20 protein-coding genes are annotated in these 23,562 nt (G+C 40.5%); 9 read left to right on the forward strand and 11 right to left on the reverse strand.

Annotation, left to right across the window (positions count from 1 at the left end; all coding sequences use genetic code 11):
• Nucleotides 1-4 precede the first annotated feature (4 nt).
• On the forward strand, nt 5-1,600 hold the full coding sequence (locus tag L0657_RS21030) for a SusD/RagB family nutrient-binding outer membrane lipoprotein (RefSeq protein ID WP_235152738.1): 1,596 nt from the start codon (nt 5-7) through the stop codon (nt 1,598-1,600).
• 78 nt (nt 1,601-1,678) lie between these two features.
• Here L0657_RS21030 and polA read toward each other — a convergent pair whose 3' ends face one another.
• Nucleotides 1,679-4,555 (reverse strand): DNA polymerase I, encoded by a 2,877-nt coding sequence (gene polA, locus L0657_RS21035; protein WP_235152739.1) that lies wholly within the window; start codon nt 4,553-4,555, stop codon nt 1,679-1,681.
• An 88-nt stretch (nt 4,556-4,643) separates the two neighbouring features.
• Between polA and L0657_RS21040 the strand changes: the two genes are divergently transcribed.
• Together L0657_RS21040 and L0657_RS21045 are read left to right on the forward strand one after the other, a co-directional pair.
• On the forward strand, nt 4,644-5,261 hold the full coding sequence (locus L0657_RS21040; protein ID WP_235152740.1) for a hypothetical protein: 618 nt from the start codon (nt 4,644-4,646) through the stop codon (nt 5,259-5,261).
• A 152-nt stretch (nt 5,262-5,413) separates the two neighbouring features.
• Nucleotides 5,414-7,498: a S9 family peptidase gene (locus L0657_RS21045; protein ID WP_310588296.1), complete on the forward strand. Its 2,085-nt coding sequence runs from the start codon at nt 5,414-5,416 to the stop codon at nt 7,496-7,498.
• 74 nt (nt 7,499-7,572) lie between these two features.
• Here the strand turns inward: L0657_RS21045 and L0657_RS21050 are convergent, their stop codons facing one another.
• From L0657_RS21050 to L0657_RS21065, 4 genes are all read right to left on the reverse strand, one after another.
• On the reverse strand, nt 7,573-8,538 hold the full coding sequence (locus tag L0657_RS21050; protein ID WP_235152741.1) for a hypothetical protein: 966 nt from the start codon (nt 8,536-8,538) through the stop codon (nt 7,573-7,575).
• 10 nt (nt 8,539-8,548) lie between these two features.
• Entirely contained in the window at nt 8,549-8,725 is a 177-nt protein-coding gene (locus tag L0657_RS21055; protein WP_235152742.1) for a hypothetical protein, read from the reverse strand.
• 67 nt (nt 8,726-8,792) lie between these two features.
• Nucleotides 8,793-9,743 carry a YafY family protein gene (locus L0657_RS21060; protein ID WP_235152743.1) on the reverse strand — a complete coding sequence of 317 codons (951 nt, stop codon included), beginning with the start codon at nt 9,741-9,743 and terminating at the stop codon, nt 8,793-8,795.
• 19 nt (nt 9,744-9,762) lie between these two features.
• Complete coding sequence (locus L0657_RS21065; protein ID WP_235152744.1) at nt 9,763-10,776, reverse strand: LLM class flavin-dependent oxidoreductase; 1,014 nt, start codon at nt 10,774-10,776, stop codon at nt 9,763-9,765.
• A gap of 483 nt (nt 10,777-11,259) precedes the next feature.
• On the opposite strand from L0657_RS21065, the gene L0657_RS28070 reads away from it, so the two are divergent.
• The 3 genes from L0657_RS28070 to L0657_RS21080 are packed head-to-tail and all read left to right on the forward strand — an operon-like array spanning nt 11,260 to nt 15,646.
• Nucleotides 11,260-12,462 (forward strand): T9SS type A sorting domain-containing protein, encoded by a 1,203-nt coding sequence (locus tag L0657_RS28070; protein ID WP_235152745.1) that lies wholly within the window; start codon nt 11,260-11,262, stop codon nt 12,460-12,462.
• 17 nt (nt 12,463-12,479) lie between these two features.
• Nucleotides 12,480-14,114, forward strand: a complete 1,635-nt coding sequence (locus tag L0657_RS21075; RefSeq protein WP_235152746.1) for a DUF1800 family protein — start codon at nt 12,480-12,482, stop codon at nt 14,112-14,114.
• Nucleotides 14,115-14,125: 11 nt separating this feature from the next.
• The gene (locus tag L0657_RS21080) at nt 14,126-15,646 is read left to right on the forward strand and encodes a DUF1501 domain-containing protein (protein ID WP_235152747.1); all 1,521 of its coding nucleotides are present in this window, start codon (nt 14,126-14,128) and stop codon (nt 15,644-15,646) included.
• A gap of 16 nt (nt 15,647-15,662) precedes the next feature.
• Here L0657_RS21080 and L0657_RS21085 read toward each other — a convergent pair whose 3' ends face one another.
• The 3 genes from L0657_RS21085 to L0657_RS21095 all read right to left on the reverse strand — a co-directional run bounded on the left by L0657_RS21085 (nt 15,663) and on the right by L0657_RS21095 (nt 17,216).
• Complete coding sequence (locus tag L0657_RS21085; protein ID WP_235152748.1) at nt 15,663-16,097, reverse strand: DUF2141 domain-containing protein; 435 nt, start codon at nt 16,095-16,097, stop codon at nt 15,663-15,665.
• Nucleotides 16,098-16,116: 19 nt separating this feature from the next.
• Nucleotides 16,117-16,572: a hypothetical protein gene (locus L0657_RS21090; RefSeq protein WP_235152749.1), complete on the reverse strand. Its 456-nt coding sequence runs from the start codon at nt 16,570-16,572 to the stop codon at nt 16,117-16,119.
• A 62-nt stretch (nt 16,573-16,634) separates the two neighbouring features.
• Complete coding sequence (locus L0657_RS21095) at nt 16,635-17,216, reverse strand: Crp/Fnr family transcriptional regulator (protein ID WP_235152750.1); 582 nt, start codon at nt 17,214-17,216, stop codon at nt 16,635-16,637.
• A 120-nt stretch (nt 17,217-17,336) separates the two neighbouring features.
• Between L0657_RS21095 and L0657_RS21100 the strand changes: the two genes are divergently transcribed.
• A complete protein-coding gene (locus tag L0657_RS21100) occupies nt 17,337-17,561 on the forward strand; it encodes a hypothetical protein (protein ID WP_235152751.1) in 225 nt (74 codons plus the stop codon).
• A gap of 58 nt (nt 17,562-17,619) precedes the next feature.
• On the opposite strand, the gene L0657_RS21105 is transcribed toward L0657_RS21100, so the two are convergent.
• On the reverse strand, nt 17,620-18,213 hold the full coding sequence (locus tag L0657_RS21105) for a peptidylprolyl isomerase (RefSeq protein ID WP_235152752.1): 594 nt from the start codon (nt 18,211-18,213) through the stop codon (nt 17,620-17,622).
• Nucleotides 18,214-18,353: 140 nt separating this feature from the next.
• Between L0657_RS21105 and L0657_RS21110 the strand changes: the two genes are divergently transcribed.
• The gene (locus L0657_RS21110) at nt 18,354-20,474 is read left to right on the forward strand and encodes a Tex family protein (RefSeq protein ID WP_235152753.1); all 2,121 of its coding nucleotides are present in this window, start codon (nt 18,354-18,356) and stop codon (nt 20,472-20,474) included.
• 63 nt (nt 20,475-20,537) lie between these two features.
• Nucleotides 20,538-20,993: an SRPBCC family protein gene (locus tag L0657_RS21115; RefSeq protein ID WP_235152754.1), complete on the forward strand. Its 456-nt coding sequence runs from the start codon at nt 20,538-20,540 to the stop codon at nt 20,991-20,993.
• Nucleotides 20,994-21,054: 61 nt separating this feature from the next.
• On the opposite strand, the gene L0657_RS21120 is transcribed toward L0657_RS21115, so the two are convergent.
• Together L0657_RS21120 and L0657_RS21125 are read right to left on the reverse strand one after the other, a co-directional pair.
• Entirely contained in the window at nt 21,055-22,377 is a 1,323-nt protein-coding gene (locus L0657_RS21120) for a porin (protein ID WP_235152755.1), read from the reverse strand.
• 569 nt (nt 22,378-22,946) lie between these two features.
• A complete protein-coding gene (locus tag L0657_RS21125; protein WP_310588302.1) occupies nt 22,947-23,240 on the reverse strand; it encodes an SRPBCC domain-containing protein in 294 nt (97 codons plus the stop codon).
• Nucleotides 23,241-23,562 lie beyond the last annotated feature (322 nt).

Here is a 23,562-nt window from a genome sequence, read left to right on the forward strand (position 1 = left end):
TTATATGCGTTGTCATAAATTATTAATAGGACTTTTCACTTTCGCCGCTTTGTCTCTCACAAGTTGCGAGAAGAGTTTTGAGGAGTTGGAAGTTGATCCAAACCGCGCCACTACGGCACCCGCATCTTTGATCTTGCAGGGTATTGAATGGGATATGTATAATAATACCGGTAAGCCATTTAGCTCAGAAATGCGCTGGAACCAGTATTATGCGATCAATTATAATTATTACGGGAACAATGAGTATCAGTGGTCCGCTTTCACTAACCATTATTCGACGTTGAAAAATGTCGTTCAGATGGAATTGGAGCAAAAGAAAACCGGTGCTGCTGATGTGAATGGTTACAGTGCTTTGGGTAAGTTTTTCCGTGCGTTTTTCATGGATCAAATGTCTGCCCGTGCAGGCGATCTTCCGATGACCGAAGCACTGCTTGGCCGCGACAATCTTGTTCCAAAATACGATTCGCAAAAGGATATTTACATTCAGATACTGAAATGGCTTGACGAATCGAACACTGAAATAACTTCTCTGATTGCAAAAGGAGAGACAGACGTTCAAGGCGATTTCTACTTTGCAGGAAAATTGGCGAAATGGCAAAAAGTAATCAATGCATTCAGATTTAGAATGTTGATCCGTTTGAGTAAAAAAGAATCAGAGGCTGGCTTGAATGTTAAGGCTCAATTTGCTGAAATGTTATCCAATCCGGCGAAATATCCTTTGCCGGAAGGAATGGCCGATAACCTTGAATTCGTTTCTAACAACTTCAATAAATATCCGTCAAATCCGGATAATTTCGGGAACGATGCGACTCGTCAGAACATGGCGGCGACCTATGTTGGATTATTGTCTGAGCGTAAAGATCCTCGCGTTATGATAACAACGGAACCGGCTGGCGCTCAATTGAAAGCTGGAAAATTACCTTCTGATTATACTGCTTTTGTAGGAGCCAGTTCGGGCGAAGACTTGGCGGATATGTCGGCCAAGGCTGGTATCGACAATGGAACTGGTTTCGCTCCGGGTGCTTATTCATTTCAAAGCCGTTCACGTTATTACTCAAACTACACGGGTGAAAATGTATTTATCGTCGGTTATCCGGAAATGTGTTTTAATATTGCTGAGGGAATAAATCGTGGTTGGGCAACCGGAAATGCAGAATCCTGGTATCAAAAAGGTATTAAAGCTTCTATGGAGTTTTACGGAATCAAGGATGGAGCGAATACGATGAGATATTCAAAAACAGGTGGACGTGATGCAGCTGATTTTGTTTCTTACAATGTAGATTTCAGTTTTGATAATTATTATGCGCAGCCTTTGGTTAAATATAGCGGAAACACAACCGCTGGTTTGGAGCAGATTATCACGCAGAAATATCTTGCTTTCTTTATGAACTCGGGGAGTGAAGCGTATTTCAATTTCAGACGCACAGGTTTTCCCAAATTTATGACAGGTGTTGGGACTGGGAATTCGGGCCGTATTGCAGTTCGCTGGCAATATCCGACTTCTGAAAGAACGTACAATCCGGAGAACTATAAAACTGCGATCGACAGACAATTCGCAGGGAAAGATGATATTAACGAACCGATCTGGTTGTCAAAATAATATCAATTTCAAATAATTAATTACAAAAAATGTCCGGCCAATTTGGTCGGACATTTTTTGTTAAAACAATATTTTAAATTAATGCGCTTCAAGCCAGTTCGCACCGATACCTATTCCCGTTTCCATTTTTACCTGTAAAGGGATTGCTGTGCGCATGAGCTCATCAACCTTTTCTTTGATCAGCTCAATTTCCTCGCGATGGACATCGAATACCAATTCATCATGAACCTGCAAAATCATACGTGACCGCAGTTTTTCCTGTTTGATAAAATCGTGGATATTGATCATTGCTACTTTGATCATATCAGCGGCCGAGCCTTGTATCGGCGCGTTAATCGCATTTCGTTCAGCAAAACCCCGGTTGGTCTGATTTCTTGAATTGATGTCCGGAAGATATCTTCTCCGGCCCAGGATCGTTTCGACATAATGCTGATCGCGGGCGTCAAAAATAACTTTATCCATATATTGTTTTACCGCCGGAAATTCTTCAAAATAAGACTTGATAATTTCGCCTGCTTCACCACGGGGAATCGATAAACGCTGTCCTAATCCAAAAGCAGAAATTCCATAAATGATACCAAAGTTGACCATTTTTGCTTTTCTCCGCATATCGGACGTCACGTCAGCAAGCTCAACTTTAAATACCTTACTTGCCGTTGTTGCATGAATATCCCGACCCTGATTAAACGCTTCTATCATACTCGCATCCTCACTGAACGCGGCCATAATCCGCAGTTCTATTTGTGAGTAATCGGCAGAAAGTATTTGAAAATCTTCATTATCAGGTATAAAAGCTTTTCGTATCTCTCTTCCCCTCGGTGTCCGGATTGGAATATTCTGAAGGTTTGGGTTTGTTGAGCTCAAACGTCCGGTAGCCGCAACCGCTTGGTTGTATGAAGTATGAATACGACCGGTACGTGGACTTACCAACGTTGGCAACGCATCAACATAGGTTGATTTTAGTTTTTGTAATTCACGGTAATCAAGAATTTTTCGGGCAATTTCAAACTGGCCTTCCAGCTCCGATAAGATTTCTTCGCCCGTTGCATACTGACCTGTTTTGGTTTTTTTCGGCTTGTCGATCAGTTTCATTTTATCGAAAAGCACTTCGCCCAATTGTTTAGGAGAACCGATGTTAAAAGACTGACCGGCAATCTCAAAAATCTCGGATTCTGTTTTTCGCAAATCACCTTCCAATACCAGTGACATTTCTGCCAACGCATTTGAATCAAGTCTGACGCCCGTGTTTTCCATAGATGCAAGCACCTGAACCAGCGGCATTTCAACTTTCTCGAAAAGTTTTTGTGCGTTGTATTTCGGCAGTTCTTTGGCAAAAATATTATGAAGCTGCAAAGTGATATCGGCGTCTTCTCCGGCGTATTGTGTAGCTTCCGGAATTGAAACGTCACGCATATTGCCTTGTTTCACTCCTTTTTTACCAATCAAAGAAGTTATCGAAACAGGTTCATAATTCAGATAGGTTTCAGCCAGAATATCCATGCCATGACGCTTATCCGGTTCAAGAAGATAATGCGCTAGCATGGTATCATGCAGTTTCCCTTTTACTTCAATGTTGTAATTTTTCAACACGAGAATGTCATACTTGATATTCTGAGCTATTTTTTCAATAGATTCATTTTCAAATACTTCTCTGAAATATTCGACAATTTCCTGTGCTTTTTCTTTATCTGCGGGAACGGGAATATAAAATGCCTCACCCGGAATATAAGAAAACGAAAGTCCAACCAGATCCGCGTCAATTGTTTCCAGAGATGTAGTTTCTGTATCAAAACAGAAGGCGGTTTGCAAACTCAGATAACGTGCCAGACTGGACATTGTTTCCGGCGTATCCACCGTGTGATAGCGATGGAAGGTATTATCAATCGTTTTTCTCGGTGCTTGTATTGCCTCAACTTCCTCACCGTTTTCACCGGACGATTCAAAACTGGAAATATCAGCATCTTGCTGTGTCGGAGCTTTTGCCTCTGAGGAAGTCGGGTTTCCGAATAAATCGTACTGACCTTTTTTATCGACAACTTTGACCTGCGTGGCAGGCGTACTTGACGAAGATGTATCAGTTCCTAATATTCTCTGACGAAGTGTTTTGAATTCAAGCTCATCAAAAAGCGCGTTAACTTTATCCCGGTTAGCACCACAAATTGTCAGATCTTCTGCGTCAAAAGGAACCGGAACTTTTATATCGATTGTGGCTAATTGCTTACTCAGAATCGCCTGGGCAGAAAACTCACGAATTTTTTCACCAAGTTTTCCTTTGATCTCATCTGCGTGAACGATCAGATTTTCTATAGTATCGTATTCAGCAATGAGTTTTTGTGCTGTTTTTTCTCCAACGCCTGGAATGCCCGGAATGTTATCAACGGCGTCGCCCATCAACCCAAGCATATCAATAACCTGATCGATTCGCTTAATCTGCCAGCGTTCCAGCACTTCATTGACGCCGAGTTTTTCGGCGCCTTTACCCATAAAAGCAGGTTTGTAAATGTGCACATGCTCTTCCACCAACTGACCAAAATCCTTATCAGGCGTCATCATGAAAACCTCAAAATTGGCTCTTGAAGCTTCTTTGGCAATGGTTCCGATAATGTCATCAGCCTCGAAACCGTCCATGATCAAAATTGGAATACACATGGCTTCAAGCAGTTTTTTTACGTATGGAATTGCCACTGTGATGTCCTCAGGCTGTGCCTCACGTTGCGCCTTGTAAGCTGGATACTCAATATGTCTGAAAGTGGGTGCGGAAGTGTCAAAAGCTACACCGATATGTGTTGGTTTTTCCTTTTGTAAAACTTCCAGAAGCGTGTTCGTAAATCCAAATACAGCGCTGGTATTCAGTCCTTTGGATGTAATTCTGGGTGCTTTTATAAAAGCAAAATGTGCACGGTAGATCAACGCCATGGCGTCGAGCAAAAATAGCTTTTGGGTGGGTTTCTCCATAAGATTTTTAGAAAACGAAAATCAAAGATAATGTAAGCCGGGTTATTTTCGGGCTTACTTCCGGCTAATTCAAAGTCATTTTTTGCTTATGACCGTTCAAATCAGCATCTTCGCCTTATTTTTCAATGGAAAAACATCAGTAAAAAGAGAAATGAGCGCAATGAAAAAGCAATTTACCCTAGCCATCTTATTAATTGGTTTATCAGTGATGCATGCTTGTAAAGGTCCGGAAGGTCCTGCAGGGCCGGCAGGTGTAGGAACTCCGGGGGAAACAGGACCGGCAGGGCCGGCTGGACCCGCGGGAACAGCAAATGTATTTTATTCAAGCTGGGCAGCCGCGGGTCCATGGAGCAAGACAACTTATAACAGTTTACTGCGTTCATATATTGACATACCAGCGCCAAGAATAACGCAGGATGTTTTAGATAAAGGTCTTGTTCTGGTATATGCAAAGGTAAATACTTCGGATAATTACGTTCGTCAGCTTCCAATAAGTTTGAAATCTCAATTTACAGAAGAATACATCGATTATACCCTGCAAATCAACACATTGCGTATCTGGTCAACGCCAATTGCAGCAACGGTGGATCCTTCTACGGCTTATCAATTTCGCTATGTTGTGGTTCCAGGCGGCCAGGCGATTCGTATGAATTATGAAAAACTGACTTACGAAGAAGCTGTGATTTTGTTTGATATCAAAGATTGATATTGAAACATCGATTTGAGATTATATATATAAACTGCCGGTTCTAAGAAAGGACTGGCAGTTTTCTTTTGTATGAAGTCTGAAAAATTAAAGAATTCGAATTTTTTTGGTCATTTTCGCCGTTGTCTATTTTTGAATTAAATTTTAATTAAGTGAATAAACCATATAACTGGCCTGCCGCACAGCCACCAGTGGCCGAGCAGAAACCGTACGATACCGGAATGCATGGCGACGTGCGTATTGATGAATATTACTGGATGGCAGATTTTTTTCGTGAGGGTCCGGATAGCGACAAAGTAGTGGAATACCTCAAGGAAGAAAACGCCTATACAGAAAAAATGATGGAGGCGACAAACCAGCTTCAGACTGATTTGTTTGCTGAAATGAAAGGGCGTATCAAAGAAAAGGATGAGTCTGTGCCGGTATTTAAAAACGGATATTTTTATTATACCAGAAGCGAAGAAGGGGAGCAGTATTATAAATATTGCAGGAAACTGGGAAGTCTGGATGCGCCGGAGGAAATTTTGCTGGACGTGGATGCGCTTGCCAAGGATTATCCGTATTATTCGGCTACTGGCTTTAACATCAGTCCTGATAACAAATTGCTGGCCTATGGCGTAGATACGGTGTCCCGGAGGCAGTATAAGATTTACATAAAAAATCTTGAAACGGGTGAAATTTTTCAGGATTCTATCTTTCCTACGAGCGGAGCTTCCGTTTGGGGAAATGATAACTGCACGTTGTTTTATACTGCGACAAATCCAAAAACGCTGCTTAGCGAGGAAATAAAACGCCATACACTTGGGCAAGCCTCTGAAAGTGATGTAGTTGTGTACAAGGAGGAAGATAATAGCAATTACATTGGTGTCGGTAAAACGAAATCAGGGAAATATATTATGATCGCTTCATCGGCAACTGTTTCTTCCGAATACTTTATCCTGGACGCAGATCGCCCGGAAGGTGATTTCGAAGTGTTCCAGTCACGTATGAAAGATGTGATATATGATGTGGATCACCAGAACGACAGGTTTTTAATTGTCACAAATCAGGATGCGCTCAACTTCAAATTGATGGAAACACCGCTTGACAAAACAGGGGTTGAACATTGGAAAGAAGTTATTCCCACAAGCACTGATGTTTTGATTGAAGGTATCGAAGTGTTTGAAAAATTTCTTGTCGTAACGGAGAGAAAAAATGGTTTGCTGCAACTGCGTATTAGAATTGGCGAAACGAATACCGAACATTATGTTGATTTTGGAGAGCCTGCTTATGCGGCTTATGTAGGCTCAAATCCAGAATATACCAGCGATATGCTGCGTTATTATTACACTTCGCTGACAACCCCCGGATCAACCTATGATTACGATATGGTTTCAAAATCGAAAACGTTATTAAAACGTCAGGAGGTTGTCGGTGGCTACGATCCGGAGCTATATCTGGCTGAAAGATTATATGCTACATCCCACGATGGTTTGAAAATTCCAATTTCTTTGGTCTATAAAAAGGGTGTTCCTATGGATGGAAACGCGCCGCTGCTGTTGAATGCTTACGGATCTTACGGAAACAGTATAGACGCCGGTTTTAGTACGAACCGGCTAAGTTTGCTCAACAGGGGTTTTATTTTTGCCATAGCACACATCCGTGGAGGTCAGGAGATGGGGCGGCAGTGGTATGAGGGCGGAAAATTGTTCAAAAAGAAAAATACTTTCACTGATTTTATTTCCTGCGCCGAATTATTAATTGCGGAAAAATATACTTCATCACAGCATTTGTATGCGGAAGGAGGCAGTGCGGGAGGTTTGCTGATGGGCGCTATTGTAAATCTACGCCCCGATTTATGGCATGGTGTTTTGGCTGATGTTCCATTTGTGGATGTCGTTACAACCATGCTCGATGAAAGCATTCCCCTGACAACTAACGAGTTTGACGAATGGGGGAATCCAAAAAACAAGGATTCCTACGATTATATGAAATCATATTCACCGTATGATAATGTCGAAAAAAAGGCTTACCCAAATATGCTTGTAACGACTGGTTTACACGACAGCCAGGTTCAGTATTTTGAACCTGCGAAATGGGTGGCCCGTCTTCGGACGCACAAAACGGATCAGAATATTCTCCTGTTGAAGACCAATATGGAAGCTGGTCACGGCGGAGCGTCAGGTAGGTTTGAATATTTAAAGGAAATTGCGCTGCAATATGCGTTCATGTTTGTGCTGGAAGGTATTACGGAGTAATCGAGTTTTAAAATAATATGGCCGGAATTTTACTGTGGCCATATTATTTTAAAAATCCTTATTAAACCATCTTTTTATTTTTCATTATTTATCCGATTTAGCGTCGAAATAAAACCTTGCATATCCTGATTGATTGACCGGATTGTGGATTGAAATTGATTGAGCATTGTCGCGCGGGTATGCAGTTGATCGGCGTTATAAATTCCGCCCTTTTCGAATAGAAGCTGTATTGTCGAATTATCCATTTTTTTATCAAGCTCAAACTTCTTCCATCTTGCTTTAATCGACTGCACAAGTGGCTCTTTTTGGCTGTTGCTAAAATGTTTTTCGGTTAAAATGTACCAAATAAAAGGGGAGTAGACGGATGACTTTTTCGGTTCAAACCAGATGTCCTGCAATACATTTCTATCATGAATGTAACTGATTTTTTTTCCGGCAGGTTTTATGGTTAGAATTCCAAGACCAGCAGAAACGACACCGCCGCTGATACTAATTGCATTTTGAGCCGAACCATTGCTAACAGCCACTGCCGCTACCGTCGCCAGCGCTCCAATCACAATGGAAGCTCCGGTTAGTCTCGCTGTTCTTTTGTCGTTTATATTATCGAGATAATTGGCAAAGAGATCAGCCCTTTCACCCTCACAATCAAGCTCTGCCGCTATTCCTGAAATTTCAGTTGTTAATAAAAGGAGATGATTCTGAATACGTTGACTGATCTCTAAAAGATTAAGTCTTCCCTGAACAGATGGATCCTTTTTAGCGATTAGCATTTTGTTCATCAGAAAAAGTACACCGGTAGCATTGGACATGAGTATGTTATGCGATGACATATTTTTTGAAAGTTCTTTGCTGTTTGCCAAAACAGAATCTGAATTTGCAAGCGGAACAAACTCTTCATCATATGCATAAGAGCTATTAGGAGCGCAATATTGACTGGTTACGTTGAGTTTTAAATGGTTTACAACGTGCGCATTTTGGCACGAAGATACCGTCAAAATGATAAAAAATGAGCATGAAATTTTAGGTAAAAAATTGTGCATATGTTCAGATTTAAAAATGCTTTAAAGTTGGAAGCCTGGATGTTTCATTTTTTAAGAAAACATCATTTTGCCGATTTTTTAGCCAGTTGACAATCGTTTTATTTATCCGGTAGCTATAAGAAGCCGCGTTAGACGACAAATACTTACGGCTGCTTTCCAATGACAATTCTGCTGATTTACGTAACATGATCGTTGTTGTTTTAGTGCATCACAAATTAAATGCAAGGCTATGACAACAGTATGTCAGCAGTATTTTACGAATCTTTTAAATTATCGAGTACAAAGTTCAGTCGTTTTTTAACGAATTCAGTGAGGTTGAGGGGCTGTACAATTACTGCGAATTCTGCAAACATCACATACCATCTTGCGAAGCCGTCGAGCGAAGCACTCAGAAATGTGATTTCATAATCGTCCCCTATCTTTTTTTCAGAAACAAAACCATAATAATGCTTTTGCTCCTGTATATAACGAAGAATTTGCTTCTTGACCCGAAGAACTACAAGTTGCAGATTTTCAAGTTTAGGAATGCTGTCGAGATGTTCTTTAAGTGACGCATGTTGCTTGCTGAAAGTCGTTTCAGTAAGCTCAATTTTTGACATACGGTCACAGCGGAAATTTCTGTAACCATCTCTGAGTAAGCAATATGCAACGACATACCAGTAATTGTGCTCATGATAGATTCCTATGGGTTCAATCTCGCGGCTGGTAATATCGTCGGTATTAAATGCAGAATATTGTAAACGTAAAACCTTTCGCTCCGAAATTCCTTTTAGCAATATTTCAAGGGTATTGTTCAGTGTCGGGTTGAATGCCTCACGTTGATGAATCACCTCAATGTGCTGTTCCATATTTTCGAGCAAGTTCTTATCTGCACTTTTTAATACAGATTTTATCTTGAACATCGCTGACTGATGGTGCATTCTGGTTGAGGAATCCGTGAATTTTTCCATGAGCTTTTCAGCCGTGATGAAAGTTCTCGCTTCCTCCTTCGTAAACATTACCGGCGGAAGGCGGTAGCCATCCATAATCGAATAACCAACACCTGCCTCACCGATAATGGGCACACCAGCCTCTGCAAGCGTATTCATATCGCGGTATACAGTCCGCAAACTGATCTCAAACCTGTCAGCAAGATCCTGGGCTTTTACAACTTTGCGGGATTGAAGTTGAATAAGTATAGCAGTAATGCGGTCGAAGCGATTCATGAGAAGCAAATTGATTATTTCAATTCGCGAATTTATTCAAATTAAATGCTTCCGCTACTAACTCAAAAGAACGTTTTCTGCTTTCATAACTAGCGGTCATTGTCGAGATAATTATTTCGTCAACACCAAAATCGTCCGCAAGTTTCGTAAGCTGCTCTTTTACATCATCCTTCGTTCCTGAAATAATTCTTCCGCTGTTATATTTCAAACGTTCAAGCTCGCCCTGAGTGAAATTGTAATTTCTAACCACATCAGCATTCGGGAAAGGGCCAAATTTCCCTTTTTCAAATTCTATTAGAATGTAATCCATGGTCTTCCGCATGAATCGTGCTTCTTCCTCAGTTTCCCCACAGATCAGAAAAATCGAGAGTATAGCGTGTGGTTGTTCATATTGATAAGAAGGCTTAAAGTTTTTCCGATATGTTTCGACAATCTCGGGTGTGGCAAATCCATTGATAAATTTAGCGACCACAAGTCCGAGACCAAATCTGGCAGCAATCTTACTGCTTCCGCCACTGGAACTCAATATCCATTGCATAGGAATAGTTTCCGACTGCGGCGTGGCATAAATGAAACCACGTTCGGTACCGGCTGTGTCCTGGAAGAAATGTTGTAAGTGGTCAAGCTGACGTAAATAACTTGGCTCGCTAAAATCATTTGACGGATTTAGCAATGACGAAGTAATTCGGTCTGTGCCAGGTGCTCTTCCCATTCCCAGATCAATTCTGCCGGGAAAAAGTGTTTCAAGCATACGGAAGTTTTCCGCTACTTTTAGTGCGCTATGATTAGGGAGCATAATGCCTCCGGAGCCGATTCTGATGTTATTTGTCGAATCAGCCAGTTTAACCATCAGCATTTCGGGCGTTGATCCGGCTATAAATGTTGAATTATGATGCTCAGAAACCCAAAAACGGCTATATCCAAGTTCTTCGGCAAGTTTAGCTGTTTCAATCGTTTCTAATATTGCCCCTCTCACGTCTGCCTGGTTTCTTACAACAGATTGATCAAGGATTCCAATCTTTAAATTTTTCATGGTGAATATTTTGTTTTTCGTTACAACACCAAGCATAGAATTTGTATTCCAGCACGTTGGAAAATCGGCAAATTTATTTATGTCCCTTTAAATAATTAAGTTCTTTCAACTCATGTTTCTATTAAATTCAATTTTAAAAATTTTTATTATCTAAAAATTTTTTGCTGTGTTTTTCTTCATAGTTTCGCAATGTATTGTAATCCCATCCAATCTGTCTGTTCATCTGTAATCAGCAAATCAATGTTGAGAAAAGGTCTGCGTAAATTTTACGCCGCCAGTCTCTTTGTTGTCTCCTTGAAGAATATTTATAATTAGTTGTATTGATATGTAGTAATAATATTACATATATTTGTATATATATTTTTTGGGTTGTTGTAGAATAGTTTTCAAATAAAACAGTTGCTTGCTCGTATCATTTTAAGTGTTTCATGTAGAAATACTTATATATACTTTTGAGCTCAGGAAATCATTTAACACAAAAGCGTGCATCTCGACGTAATGGAAAGGATTTACAAGCAAATAAAGATAGTGGCAGGATGTGCCCTGCTGTTTACAACACAAGCTACTTTTGGACAAAGTGGCATTGTGGTTACAAAGCGATCAGCTCCAATTGGGTTGGTCAGTTTTTCGTCAGAATCAACGGTTAGCGGTATAAGTGACGCCAAACATATAGACGGTTACGTTAAGAAAAATGGGGGTGCAAATTTTGTTTTTCCAGTTGGCGATAACAATGTTTATCGTCCCTTTGCTGCGGCTGCGGATGGTATTACCGGAGCATATTTTCTGGAAAATCCTAACGGAGCTGGCGTACCATCCGGAGGGCCCTTTTCAGTTTCTCAGAAAGAGAATTCAGTGGAAACAGTGAGTGCCCGAGAGTTTTGGGACATCGATGGAGCTAACCCCACAAGGATCACTCTAACCTGGAATGCCGCCAGCGGTATATCATTGCTTACTGGCGGAGTACTGGATGTTTTAACAATCGTTGGGTGGAACACAGGGAGTTCCCGATGGGAAAAGATCAGCTCTAATGTAGACCAGGCTGCATTGCTTGGAGGGAGCAGCACACTCACTGCCGGCTCAATCACTTCAAGCGGAAGCATCGTACCAAATACTTACAGTATATACACATTAGCCTCCAGCTCATCAGCACCTTTACCCGTAACGCTTGTTAGTTTCGATGCATCATTAAATGACGCTTCGAATACAAGTCTTCAATGGCGGACAACATCGGAACAGAATAGTCAAAAGTTCAATGTCGAGCATAGTATTGACGGTAAAGTTTGGGTTGAAAAGGGTAGTGTGGAAGCAGTCGGAGAAAGTTCTTCAAGTGTGGATTATAGTTTTATTGATGTAACTCCCGTTATAGGAGAAAACTTGTATCGTTTAAAAATGATCGATAAGGATGGTACTTTCGCATACAGCAGGATTGAAAGTGTGAGACTTGAAGGTGTCGCTGCTGTGTTTTATCCAAATCCGGTCGCAGATCGATTGTTCTTGAAAATTTCTGACAAAGCGCCTGTTACTGGAATCGCGTTGAGAAACGCAGCAGGCAATAGTGTTTTCTCAGCTTCGTCGATTCCCGCCAACGGTATAGATGTAAAAAGTTTGGATGCCGGAATTTATCTGATCCAGGTGATCCTGGAAAATGGCCAATACAGGACGCAAAAAATCTTAGTAACAAAGTAAATTCAGCCTGAAAGAATATGGCCTATTTGGATACTTATACCACTTCGTTGACAGCAAGTACGGCAGCTCATCTGCTCCGACGTGCCACATTCGGTCCTACTAATCAGGAAATTGTGGATTTTACCGGAAAAACTGCGACACAGGCGGTTGATCTTTTAATAAGCAACGCCACTTTCCGCGCCTCCCCTCCGCCGCCTGTCGAGATGGACGAGACCAGAGCGGATAAGGGCCAGCAATTTCTTACAAAGCCTTTTTACGGTGATCGTACTTACGACTATTTTCTTTTTATTCGATACTGGTGGATAGGCCTGATGACGGAACAGAATGGTCATCCGTCTGTACTGGAAAAATTAACTGCGTTTTGGCAGAATCACTTTGTTGTAACACATTCTTCAACAGGTGATTATAGGTTTACGGATCGCTATTTGAGATTTGTTCGGGACAATGCGATGAGTAACTTTCGCACGCTTGTGATTGGTATTACCAAAGATCCTGGCATGTTGGTATTCCAAAACGGAAACGAAAACAGCAAGGAAAGTCCAAATGAAAATTACGGACGCGAGTTGCAGGAGCTCTTTACTGTTGGACAAAAAGATTTTGCAGGTAACGCTAATTATACCGAGGATGATGTGAAAGCTGCGGCGCGCGTTTTAACTGGGTGGCAGGTTAATAATTTATGGGTTGAGGGTTCTACGTCATTTGGATCAGTTTTTAACCCGTCCCGCCACGACACTGATAACAAATCATTTTCCGCAAAATATAATAACACAACCATAACAGGCAGAAGCGGCGCCTCCGCGGGCGATACAGAACTTGCAGATCTGACGACGATGCTTCTGAATCATCCGCAAACTCCACGGCACATTTGCAGAAAACTCTATCGTTGGTATATAAATCCTAATGTAACACAGGAGATTGAGGATAATGTTATTATTCCTCTTGCGAATTTTTTCGCCAGTTCCGGGAACAACTATGCGATAGTTCCAGTGCTTAAAAAGTTGTTGACGAGTGATATTTTCTTTGATTCGAACAACTTTGGCGGAATTGTAAAATCACCTGCCGAGTTCATGGTTGGTATGCTTAGACACTTCGACCTGCCAGTTCCAGATCTTACATCTGAGTATACTGCCTTTAGAAAAATGATGGAGTTTCAGGAATGGGCGATGTCAAAAATGCAGCTCAGATTTCTGGATCAGCCATTGGTTTTTGGCTCGGTACCTTATTATCAGACAGGTTTTTCTAAAAACTGGATTAATGGGACAACTTTGGGTCTGCGTGGACAACATACTGACGCAATGGTATACCCGTGGTTAGAATTGAAACCGGGCTATATGCTTGGATTGGATTTTTTGAAATGGATTAGACAAATTCAGCCTAATTTTAGTGACGTCGCTGGTACAGAAGCAGTTACATGCGACGTAGTTTTTGCAGAATTGTCTAAAAACCTATTTGCTATTGAGCCAACACAATCCCAGAAAAACTTTCTTATCGATACAATCATGATGCGTAACATTCCCCGGACATCCTGGAAATTTGAGCTGAATGCTTACAGAACTTCGCCAAATAATGCAGATGCGCAAAATCCAGTATTGTGGCGATGCCAGGCGCTTATGAAATACATGTTGAGGATGGCTGAATATCAAGTGTTTTAATATTAATCCCGATGAAAAGAAGACAGTTTCTTACCGCAGCTTCCTCCATGTTACTCCCAGTAATGGTTGATGGGTTTGGTGTAAAGTCCTTGGCGAAAAACTCGGCACTGGTTCAATCCCTGATGAAAACTACTGCGCTGAATTCAGATAGAATCGTTGTCATTATTTATTTGAGCGGCGGAAACGATGGATTGAATACAGTAATTCCGCTGGAATATTACTCCGAATACATGGGCTTGCGAAGCAATATCGCAATCCCGGAAAACAGAGTTTTAGGTTTATCCGGAAATATTGAAACTGGATTCCATCCTGCCATGACAGGTATGCAAGCTTTATATAACGAAGGCAAACTAGCTATTGTGCATGCTGTATCTTATCCGAATCCAAATCAATCACACGTTCGGTCTTCCGATATCTGGATGACCGGTGTGGATGCCAATCAGGTTTCTTCTTCCGGGTGGGCGGGCAGATATTTGAATGATCGTTTTGCGGGGTATCCACAAAATTATCCAAACGGAGAAATGGAAGACCCATTGGCCGTCCAAATCGGGTATGTGGGAACAACCACGCTACTTGGTAATAATCAATCAATGGGGATTACATTGAGTAATCCTGACAGTTTTTATCAGCTGATTGGTACACAAACACCAAACCAATCTGATCTCCCTTGCTGCGATGCTGGGGACTTAATTTCTTATGTAAGAGAACAGCAACTTTTGGCGGTCGGTTATGCCTCAGAAATAAAGAATGCTGCCAGTGCGGGAAATAATCTCGCGACTTATCCGGCAGCATCCGCCGGAAACGAACTGGCGGAGCAGTTGAAAATTGTTGCAAGGCTAATCCATGGAGGCTTGAAGTCAAAAATTTACTATGTGGAACTGGGAGGTTTTGATACACATGCCGGTCAGGTTGGAACAAATAATACGGAAGGCCTACATGCTCAATTGTTAAAAAAACTTTCCGATGGAATTGCCGCATTTCAAAACGATCTGAAATTGCAGGGAACTGAGGATAAAGTAATCGGGATGACTTTTTCAGATTTTGGACGCCGAGCCAATTCTAACGCTTCGAAAGGTACCGATCATGGCGTGGGAGCTCCGATGTTCGTTTTTGGAACAGGAGTTAAAAGACAGGTTATCGGTACAAATCCGAATCTGGTTAGTGGCCTGCTTCCGGTAAATCCGCAGTCGTGGGAAACCAGCCGTGATATAAAAATGCAGATTGATTTTCGTAGAGTTTATTCAGATATACTCAACGATTGGTTTGGGACAGTTCCGTCAAAAACGAATCAGCTGTTATTCAGAAACTTTAATACAACATCATTATTTTCTGACACAGTTCAAACAATCTCCTCAGGTGCCTGGGCGAATCCGGAAATCTGGTCGAATGGACGCATCCCAACAGTTGCAGAAAAAATAATTGTCAACGCCGGACACGTCATTGATGTTGGACAAAATATTAATGCGAAAACCCTCGAAGTAAACGGCGAATTAAGATTTTTGGGTGATTTTAATGTCAATATCACCGGATAAGCATAAGCCTAACCAATCATTTCAATCTTATTGAAATCTTGGTAGGCTTATCTTTCAGTTCAAAGGCAGCTTCTCCAAAATTTGCGGCACGGGTTGCCGGAATGATATTGTTTGAAAAACCATATTGCTCCTTGGGAATCCCGAGGAAATTGGTATCCATTTTCTTGTTCCCATTTTCATCAAGAAACAGTGAAATTGCATATTTACCCGCAGGCACATCGTCGAATGTAATTGTTATTTCTCTTTGTTGATTGACTGGTACCAATTTTTTAAAAATTGGGTTGTTCCTTTCATTATAACTGGCCTCGCTATTATACCAGCCAATCATGATATTTCCTTTGTTACTTTTTATGTTGCTGATATTGACAGTTTGATTGCTCGATTGACCATAACTCGTGAGGTATCCGAGCGTTAATAAAAGAGTACAAAAGCCAGTTTGGGGAAATGTCATGTGTTTTTATATAAAATTGTTAGAAACCATTTACAGCAAAATACCATACCCAAAGAATCAGAAAAATCTGCAAGGGTACGCGGAACCATAAATAACTTGTTCCTTTTCCATCAAATGTACCCTTCTGGTAATCAAGATGGTCTATTGCAGCTTTGATATTGGCAGGTAAGATAAGTATAAAAAATATTATCAGAAGAATACCGGCAATATGTCTAAGATTGGGAAATAGCAGTGCAATGCCTGCCAGAATTTCAAAAACTCCCGTTAATAAAACAATCTCCTTTTTCATAGGTAGAAATCGGGGGAGCATTTTCTCCATTCCACTTGCAAACTTAAAATGGCCCAAAGCAGTGAAACAAAGCATGAAAAACATGGCAATGTTTCCATTAAGAATAAACTGCCAATCTCCCAGGAAAATTTTTGATATTCCGGTAGTGACTGCAAAAACTGTTAAAAGAACGATCAAGACTGGCATTACATGTATAATTTTGTTTATGCAAATTTCGTAGAATTGCATTAGTCTTGAAATAACATATGTTAGTTTCGCACGTATTGTTTCCGTATCCTGCTTAAACTCTCAGGCTGAATTCCTAGATAAGAAGACAGGTGTTTGATAGAAAAAGATTGTATAAGCTTTGGATTTTTTTCCAGAAGTCTGATATAACGCTCTTCAGCCGTCAAAGACATTAATTCCATTTCGCGTTCTATCCGTCGGATATACTGCGCCTGTGCCAATAATCTTCCGATGCGATCGCCGGATCTGGAATTTTCATAAAACTCATTGAGAAACTGTTCGGGAATTAGAATGGCTTCAACTGGTTCAACAGCTTCTATTGAAAAAGGTGATGGCTGGCGGGTCAACAACGAGTAGTATGCAGTTACAAACTCATTGTCAAAATGAAATCCCACTGTAAATTCTTTTCCATCTTTTGAGAAATAATTACGTGTTGCGCCGCTGATTATAAAGAAAATATAATTTTCAACTTGTCCTTCACGACAAAGAAAATCTCCCTTCACAAAATTTCTGCTTGTGAGGTTTTGACAGAAAAAATCAAGCTCTGTTTCTGAAATACCTGTCATGACTCTGAGCACAGCTTTCAGTTTCTGTATGGCGTGCATATTGATTATTTAAAAAAGAGAAATCATTTAGATCATCTTCGCACTATTAAAACCAAAATAATGCAAATCAGGCACAGTTTTTTATTAGTCAGCATACCACTTCATCAACAAATAGTTATTATGTTAGAATTTCAATATAACGATCTGTTCGGTTCAATCATGAACGATTTCCCGGATAAGCAATTACCTGATAGCTACCCAAATACTTCTAACCCAACAATTATGCCGCCTATGAATCCGACCCCGGATATTCCAGGTCCCGACGCCCCGGAGGTTGCTCCGGGTTCAAGAACTGAAATGCCAGCAGAAAATGTAGACGATATGCCATCAGAAAGCAGCGAATAAGAATAACGGAGGTTCACAGGAAAAGTACAACCGGGATTTATTAAGAAATAGGTATCGTTTATTTAAGCCTTCTTACCCGGGTAATTTTAACAGGTTGTTTGAGTAATTGAGAAGCATCACCCGAACCTGTTTGCCCGCTTTGAATTTTAAGCACTACATCCATACCGGAAACCACTTCTCCAAACGCTGCGAATCCTTGTCCGTCGGGGTTTCGTTTACCTCCAAAATCCAGTTCAGGCTGATTATTTATACAAATAAAAAACTCAGAACTTGCGGTTCCCGGCCCCATTCTCGCCATTGACAGCGTTCCGTTTGAGTGCTTTAAACCGGTAATTTTTGTAGTCTCATGAATGATTGGCGGCAGGTTTTTTGCCGTGTCATCCTTAACTCCACCTTGGATTACTTCAATTTTTATTTTATTGTTAGGTTGATTGTCAGGTTTGACAACCCGATAGAAAATCGCTCCATCATACCTTTTTTGATCAACATATTTCAGGAAATTTTCACAAGTGACTGGTGCCTTTTCAGTATCTAACCGGATCGTTATGTCCCCTTTATCCGTTTCAACTAAAACGTTTTGGGCCAGGGATAATATTTGGATATTTGATAATAAAATTGATGCGACGAGCATGCTTCGGTATACGACTTTCATAAATTGAGGTCAAGGTGATCAGTCTTGCAATTTGATTATTATTTCGATTAAAATCACGTTCTAAATTTCAAACTTTTGGCGTTTTTTTTCTGATCACTGACTACTTTTACGATCCGGAATATTACGACCTAGAAAGATTTATGAATTACCCCCTGATTGCCCAACAAACAAGTATTTCTGAGAAACAAGTACGCAATACAATACAATTATTTGATGACGGCGCGACGCTTCCTTTTATTTCACGTTATCGAAAAGAGGTTACAGGAGGGCTGGATGAAGTTCAAATTGGTGCTATAAGAGATGCCTATCTAAAACAACAGGATGTTGAAAAACGCAGAGAAGCTATCCTGAAAAGTATCGAAGATCAGGGAAAACTAACCCCTGAATTACGCAAGCAAATTGGAAGCGTTTTCTCGCTCGTTGAGTTGGAAGATATTTATTTGCCGTACAAGCAAAAAAGAAAAACGCGTGCGTCCATGGCTATGGAAAAAGGATTGGAACCCTTAGCACAACTAATATTTTCCGGAAAAGAAGTTGATCCTGAGCGAAAAGCGCAGAATTATCTTAATGACAAAGTCGAAAAAATTGAAGATGCTTTGCAGGGCGCCAGAGATATTATTGCCGAATGGATAAGTGAAAATCAGGATGCAAGAGCGAAAATCCGTTCTGTTTTTCAAAGGGGCGCGATCATAACATCAAAAGTAAAAAAGAAAAAAGAAGAGGAAGGTGTTAAATACCGCGACTACTTTGATTTTTCAGAACCGCTTTCCCGTATTCCTTCTCATCGCCTGCTCGCCATTCGTCGCGGGGAGGAAGAAGGATTTTTGAGTGTAGATATTTCTCCTGATGAAGATCAGGCGATCGAAAATCTTGATCGAATTTTTTTGAAAGGTACGGAAGGTAGTAAGGATCAACTCGAACCGGCTATCAGCGATAGTTATAAGCGATTGTTGAAGCCAGGGATCGAAACTGAGTTTTCAAATTTGTCAAAGGAAAAAGCGGACCAATACGCTATTCAGATTTTTACTGAAAATTTGAGGCAGTTATTATTGGCGTCGCCGCTCGGACAAAAGAATGTTTTGGCAATCGATCCTGGCTATCGCACAGGATGTAAAGTTGTAGTGCTCGATAACCAGGGAAATCTCGTTGCGGATAAAGTGATATATCCATTTGATAAGTCCAATGAGGCAAATGCTGTCCTGACGGATTTAATTCAGAAATATAAAATTGAAGCCATTGCCGTAGGAAATGGAACCGCCGGGCGAGAAACGGAAGATTTTGTTAAGAAACTTTTGTCGTCCGTCGATAAAGAAAACAACATAGGCCTTTTCATGGTCAGTGAGCAGGGTGCATCAATTTATTCTGCGTCCGACGTAGCCCGTGAAGAATTTCCTGATAAAGATGTAACCGTTCGCGGATCAGTATCTATTGGTCGCCGTTTGATGGACCCACTTGCTGAACTTGTAAAAATAGACCCAAAATCTATCGGCGTCGGGCAGTATCAGCACGATGTGGATCAAACTGCATTGAAGAATGCTTTGGATGTAGCCGTAGAAAGCTGCGTAAATTCCGTAGGCGTAAATCTCAACACGGCTAGTAAACATCTATTGCGGTACGTGTCGGGCCTTGGACCCGCTCTGGCGCAGAATATTGTTGATTTTCGTGCAAAAAACGGAAACTTTAAATCTAGGCAACAGCTTTTAAAAGTTCCTCGACTAGGAGCAAAGGCTTTCGAACAAGCAGCCGGGTTTCTACGTATAGAAAATGGTGTCAATCCACTGGACAATAGCGCGGTACATCCCGAAAGTTATCCTGTTATTGAAAAAATGGCGAAGGATGTTGGTGCAAGTGTCAAAGATCTCGTTCAAAAACCCGAATTACGTAAACAGATTAATCCAACCATTTATGTCACTGACACTGTCGGTCTTCCGACGCTGAAAGATATTTTACAAGAACTTGAAAAACCCTCGCGGGATCCTCGGACACCAGTTAAAAAATTCGAATTTGATAGTGCTGTGAGGAAACCTGAGGATTTACGCGTGGGTATGGTGCTTCAGGGAATTGTGACGAACATTACTGCCTTCGGTGCTTTTGTGGACGTTGGCGTAAAACAGGATGGCCTTGTACATCTTTCACAAATGGCTGACAGGTATGTAAAAGATCCTAATGAAGTGGTTAAGCTTCAACAAATTGTGACAGTGAAAGTTTCCGAAGTGGATCTTGGCAGAAAAAGAATTGCTTTGAGTATGAAAGGGATTTAATATCCTACTGCGGCATGATTGTTGAGACCTATAAATTATACGCGAACCAACCTCAATCCATCAATGAAGGAATTATATTTTACGCAGCAATTACCGATTACTTTGGATGAAGCTTGGTTGTTTTTTTCAAATCCCGCGAATTTGAAGGAAATAACGCCCGCACACATGGATTTCGTTGTGACTTCCAAACACCATGGGGAAAAGATGTATCCGGGTCAGATTATCCGATATATTGTAAAACCGGTCCTTGGTATTCCAATGAAATGGTGTACGGAAATTACCCACGTGGTTGACAGAAAGTATTTTATTGATGAGCAGCGTTTTGGTCCCTATGCTTTTTGGCATCATCAACATCACTTTGCCGAAGTCGATGGCGGCGTCATTATGACTGATATCCTGAACTATAAAGTTCCGCTGGGATTTTTGGGAGATATCGTTGATGCGGTTTTTATTAATAATGAAGTAAAAGGAATTTTTGAGTACAGAAAAAAAGTTCTGATAGAAAGATTTGGATCCTGATTTCTAAAAAAGAATTTTCAATGGCTGCAAAGACAACTTGCAGCCATTTTAATTCTAAAAATTAGAAATTGTATTGAACACGACAAGTTAAAACATCATCGTCAGCGTCATCCAGAAAACCGGGAATCTGCGATTTCTCATTTTTTACATTTTCGTAGTAAAAAGTAAATTTCAATGATGGGTTTGCACGATAGACATAACCAACGCCCAAAGTATTATATCGCAAGTCTGCTTTGCTGAAACCACTCGCCGTGTTCACATCTTGTCCGGATACTTTTTTATTGGGATCGTACCAGTCGTATTTCATAACAAACTGGTGAACGTCACTATTTAAATTTTGCAAAAAATAAAAATATGCTCCATCGAAATTTCGAACATAAAGAGGGGCTTTCATACCATTAATTAAAGGATATGATCCGGGCGTTTCACTGTTGAGCGCAGTTGCAGTTTGATTTCCCGTTATATATTCCGCGCGAAATTCAGTTTGCCAGCGTTTACTGGGAAAGATCAGTTGAGCATCTGCACCTGCATAGTTCCTTGGGGCCGCCTTCCCAAGATTATTTTGGGAAGAATCTTTTAACATGACATATTGCTCCTTGCTTTTAACTACTTTATATAATACCGCCGACTGGCTCGTGATTCCTCCGGCGTATCCAGAGATCGCTGCGGAAAATTGTGCACGGGAATAGTCACTAATCTGTTTCGGCTTCATGCTGATTTTAGCAATGATATCCTTGTGGCTGTCATAATCTACCGGGCCAGAAATTCCCTGTCCATTAAAAATACCAATGTCGAATTTGAAATCAGAAATTTTGCCATTTGCAAGTCGCTTGTTTAAAGTCAGCATAACACCAATATCTCGTTCCGTTCTCATTAATATCTGAGACATTCGGCCACGTTCAGGCGTTTCGCGATTTGCAGAAGAAAGATTTACCTCAAAACCAAAAGGCCTGGCAAACATTCCAGTGGTGATGGCGAAAAGCTTAAATTTATTCTCATAAAATCGTCCCCAAAAATCCCGTATCACCACGCCTCTTTCCGTGCCATCAAATTGAAAAACGAAGTAGGAGGTAGGCTCAGCTTTATCATTTAGGTGAGCATAGTCAACACGAAGTCGTCCGCGGCGAAGCATGAAACGATTGTCAGTAAATTCAGAAAAATTTCCACCAGCAAAACTCTCGGCTCCCTTCGAACCTATGTACTGAAATTGCGGTTGAATATATCCGCTGATCCGAACCCGGTTATAACGTTCGTAAATTGATAACATTCCCTTGCCCATCTGGTTTGTAGTATCAACGAGGTCCATTAGGAATCGTTGGGCAAAAGTATGTTCGGGTTTTAAAAATATGAGCAAAAACAGGATTGGCGGTATCCATTTCTTCATTACCAGGAAATTTCTTATTTATGGTGTCAGTTTTATGATATCTTATCGCAACAGATTGATATAGTAATACTTATCAAAAAAATGTTTATTACTTTTTAAAAGAATTATAATAAAAATACTTTTGGAAAGTATTTAAAGTGTAATATACAATAAACATATATTTTTTTTAAAAAGTATTATATGTCTCTGTTCAGGGATTGATATCCAGGCGCAAATAACTGCATTAAATGTCAATAACCGATAATTTCATTCTGGATAACAACGCTACTATTGTTAATTATTTCATGTTTAAGCCTACAAGTGTGAGGCTAAATTTGAAAGTGGGAAGTGGAATTCCTGGTCAATTTTAGTTTCAGACCAGCACGTCGGTACTGACCGGTTTTACACAGGAAGTGACTGTATCGGGCCTCTTGAAAGACAAATGATTTACTGAAATAACAATTCAGTAGCAGGATTTTTAATATTTGGGGGAAGCTTTGGGAAGGAAAAAATAATTCATTTGAGCAATGGTGAAGAGAAGCAAGACGGACTTTCAAAGAAATAATCTTTATAAGTCCGTCTTGGTTATACTAATGCGTTTTCAATTCCAGGATTTTTTTTAATTGAACCAAAGTGTTCATCCAATTTTCCTCCATTTTGACCACCTTATCTTCGTCTTCAATATTATCCTGCGTCACGGTCACTGTCGTCTCGTCGTCATACGGAGAAATGTGGTATGTTATATGTGCATAATTATCTTCAAAATCTTCCGTTCCGGACATTGAGCTCCAATAAGAATAACTAAGAACTCGCTCGGGAATAATGTCAAGAATTACGCCTTTGTCGACATAAGGAACGCCGTCCCATTCACCACGAAATGTTATCGGATCGTGAAGTTTCCAGGTCGTTTCAGTTTAAGTTCCGTACATGTATTGTTTGATAATTTCCGGGTCGATCAAGGCTTTCCATACTTCGGACGGGCTGGCAAAAATAGAAATGGAGGTCGTTGCTATCAGTTCTCGATTCATGATATCTTATTTTTAGTTAATATATCTTCCAAAATACAAAGAAAAATCATGCCATATACAGATACAATCAGGTTAATTCAATGATGTCAGAATGGTGGATTTTACGTAAGCTAACAGGGTTTTTATACTTCTGAGAATACAAAGTATTGCAAGTATTAAACCAATTATTAGTATTTTA

It is taken from the genome of Dyadobacter sp. CY345 (assembly GCF_021502725.1).
GTDB lineage: Bacteria > Bacteroidota > Bacteroidia > Cytophagales > Spirosomataceae > Dyadobacter.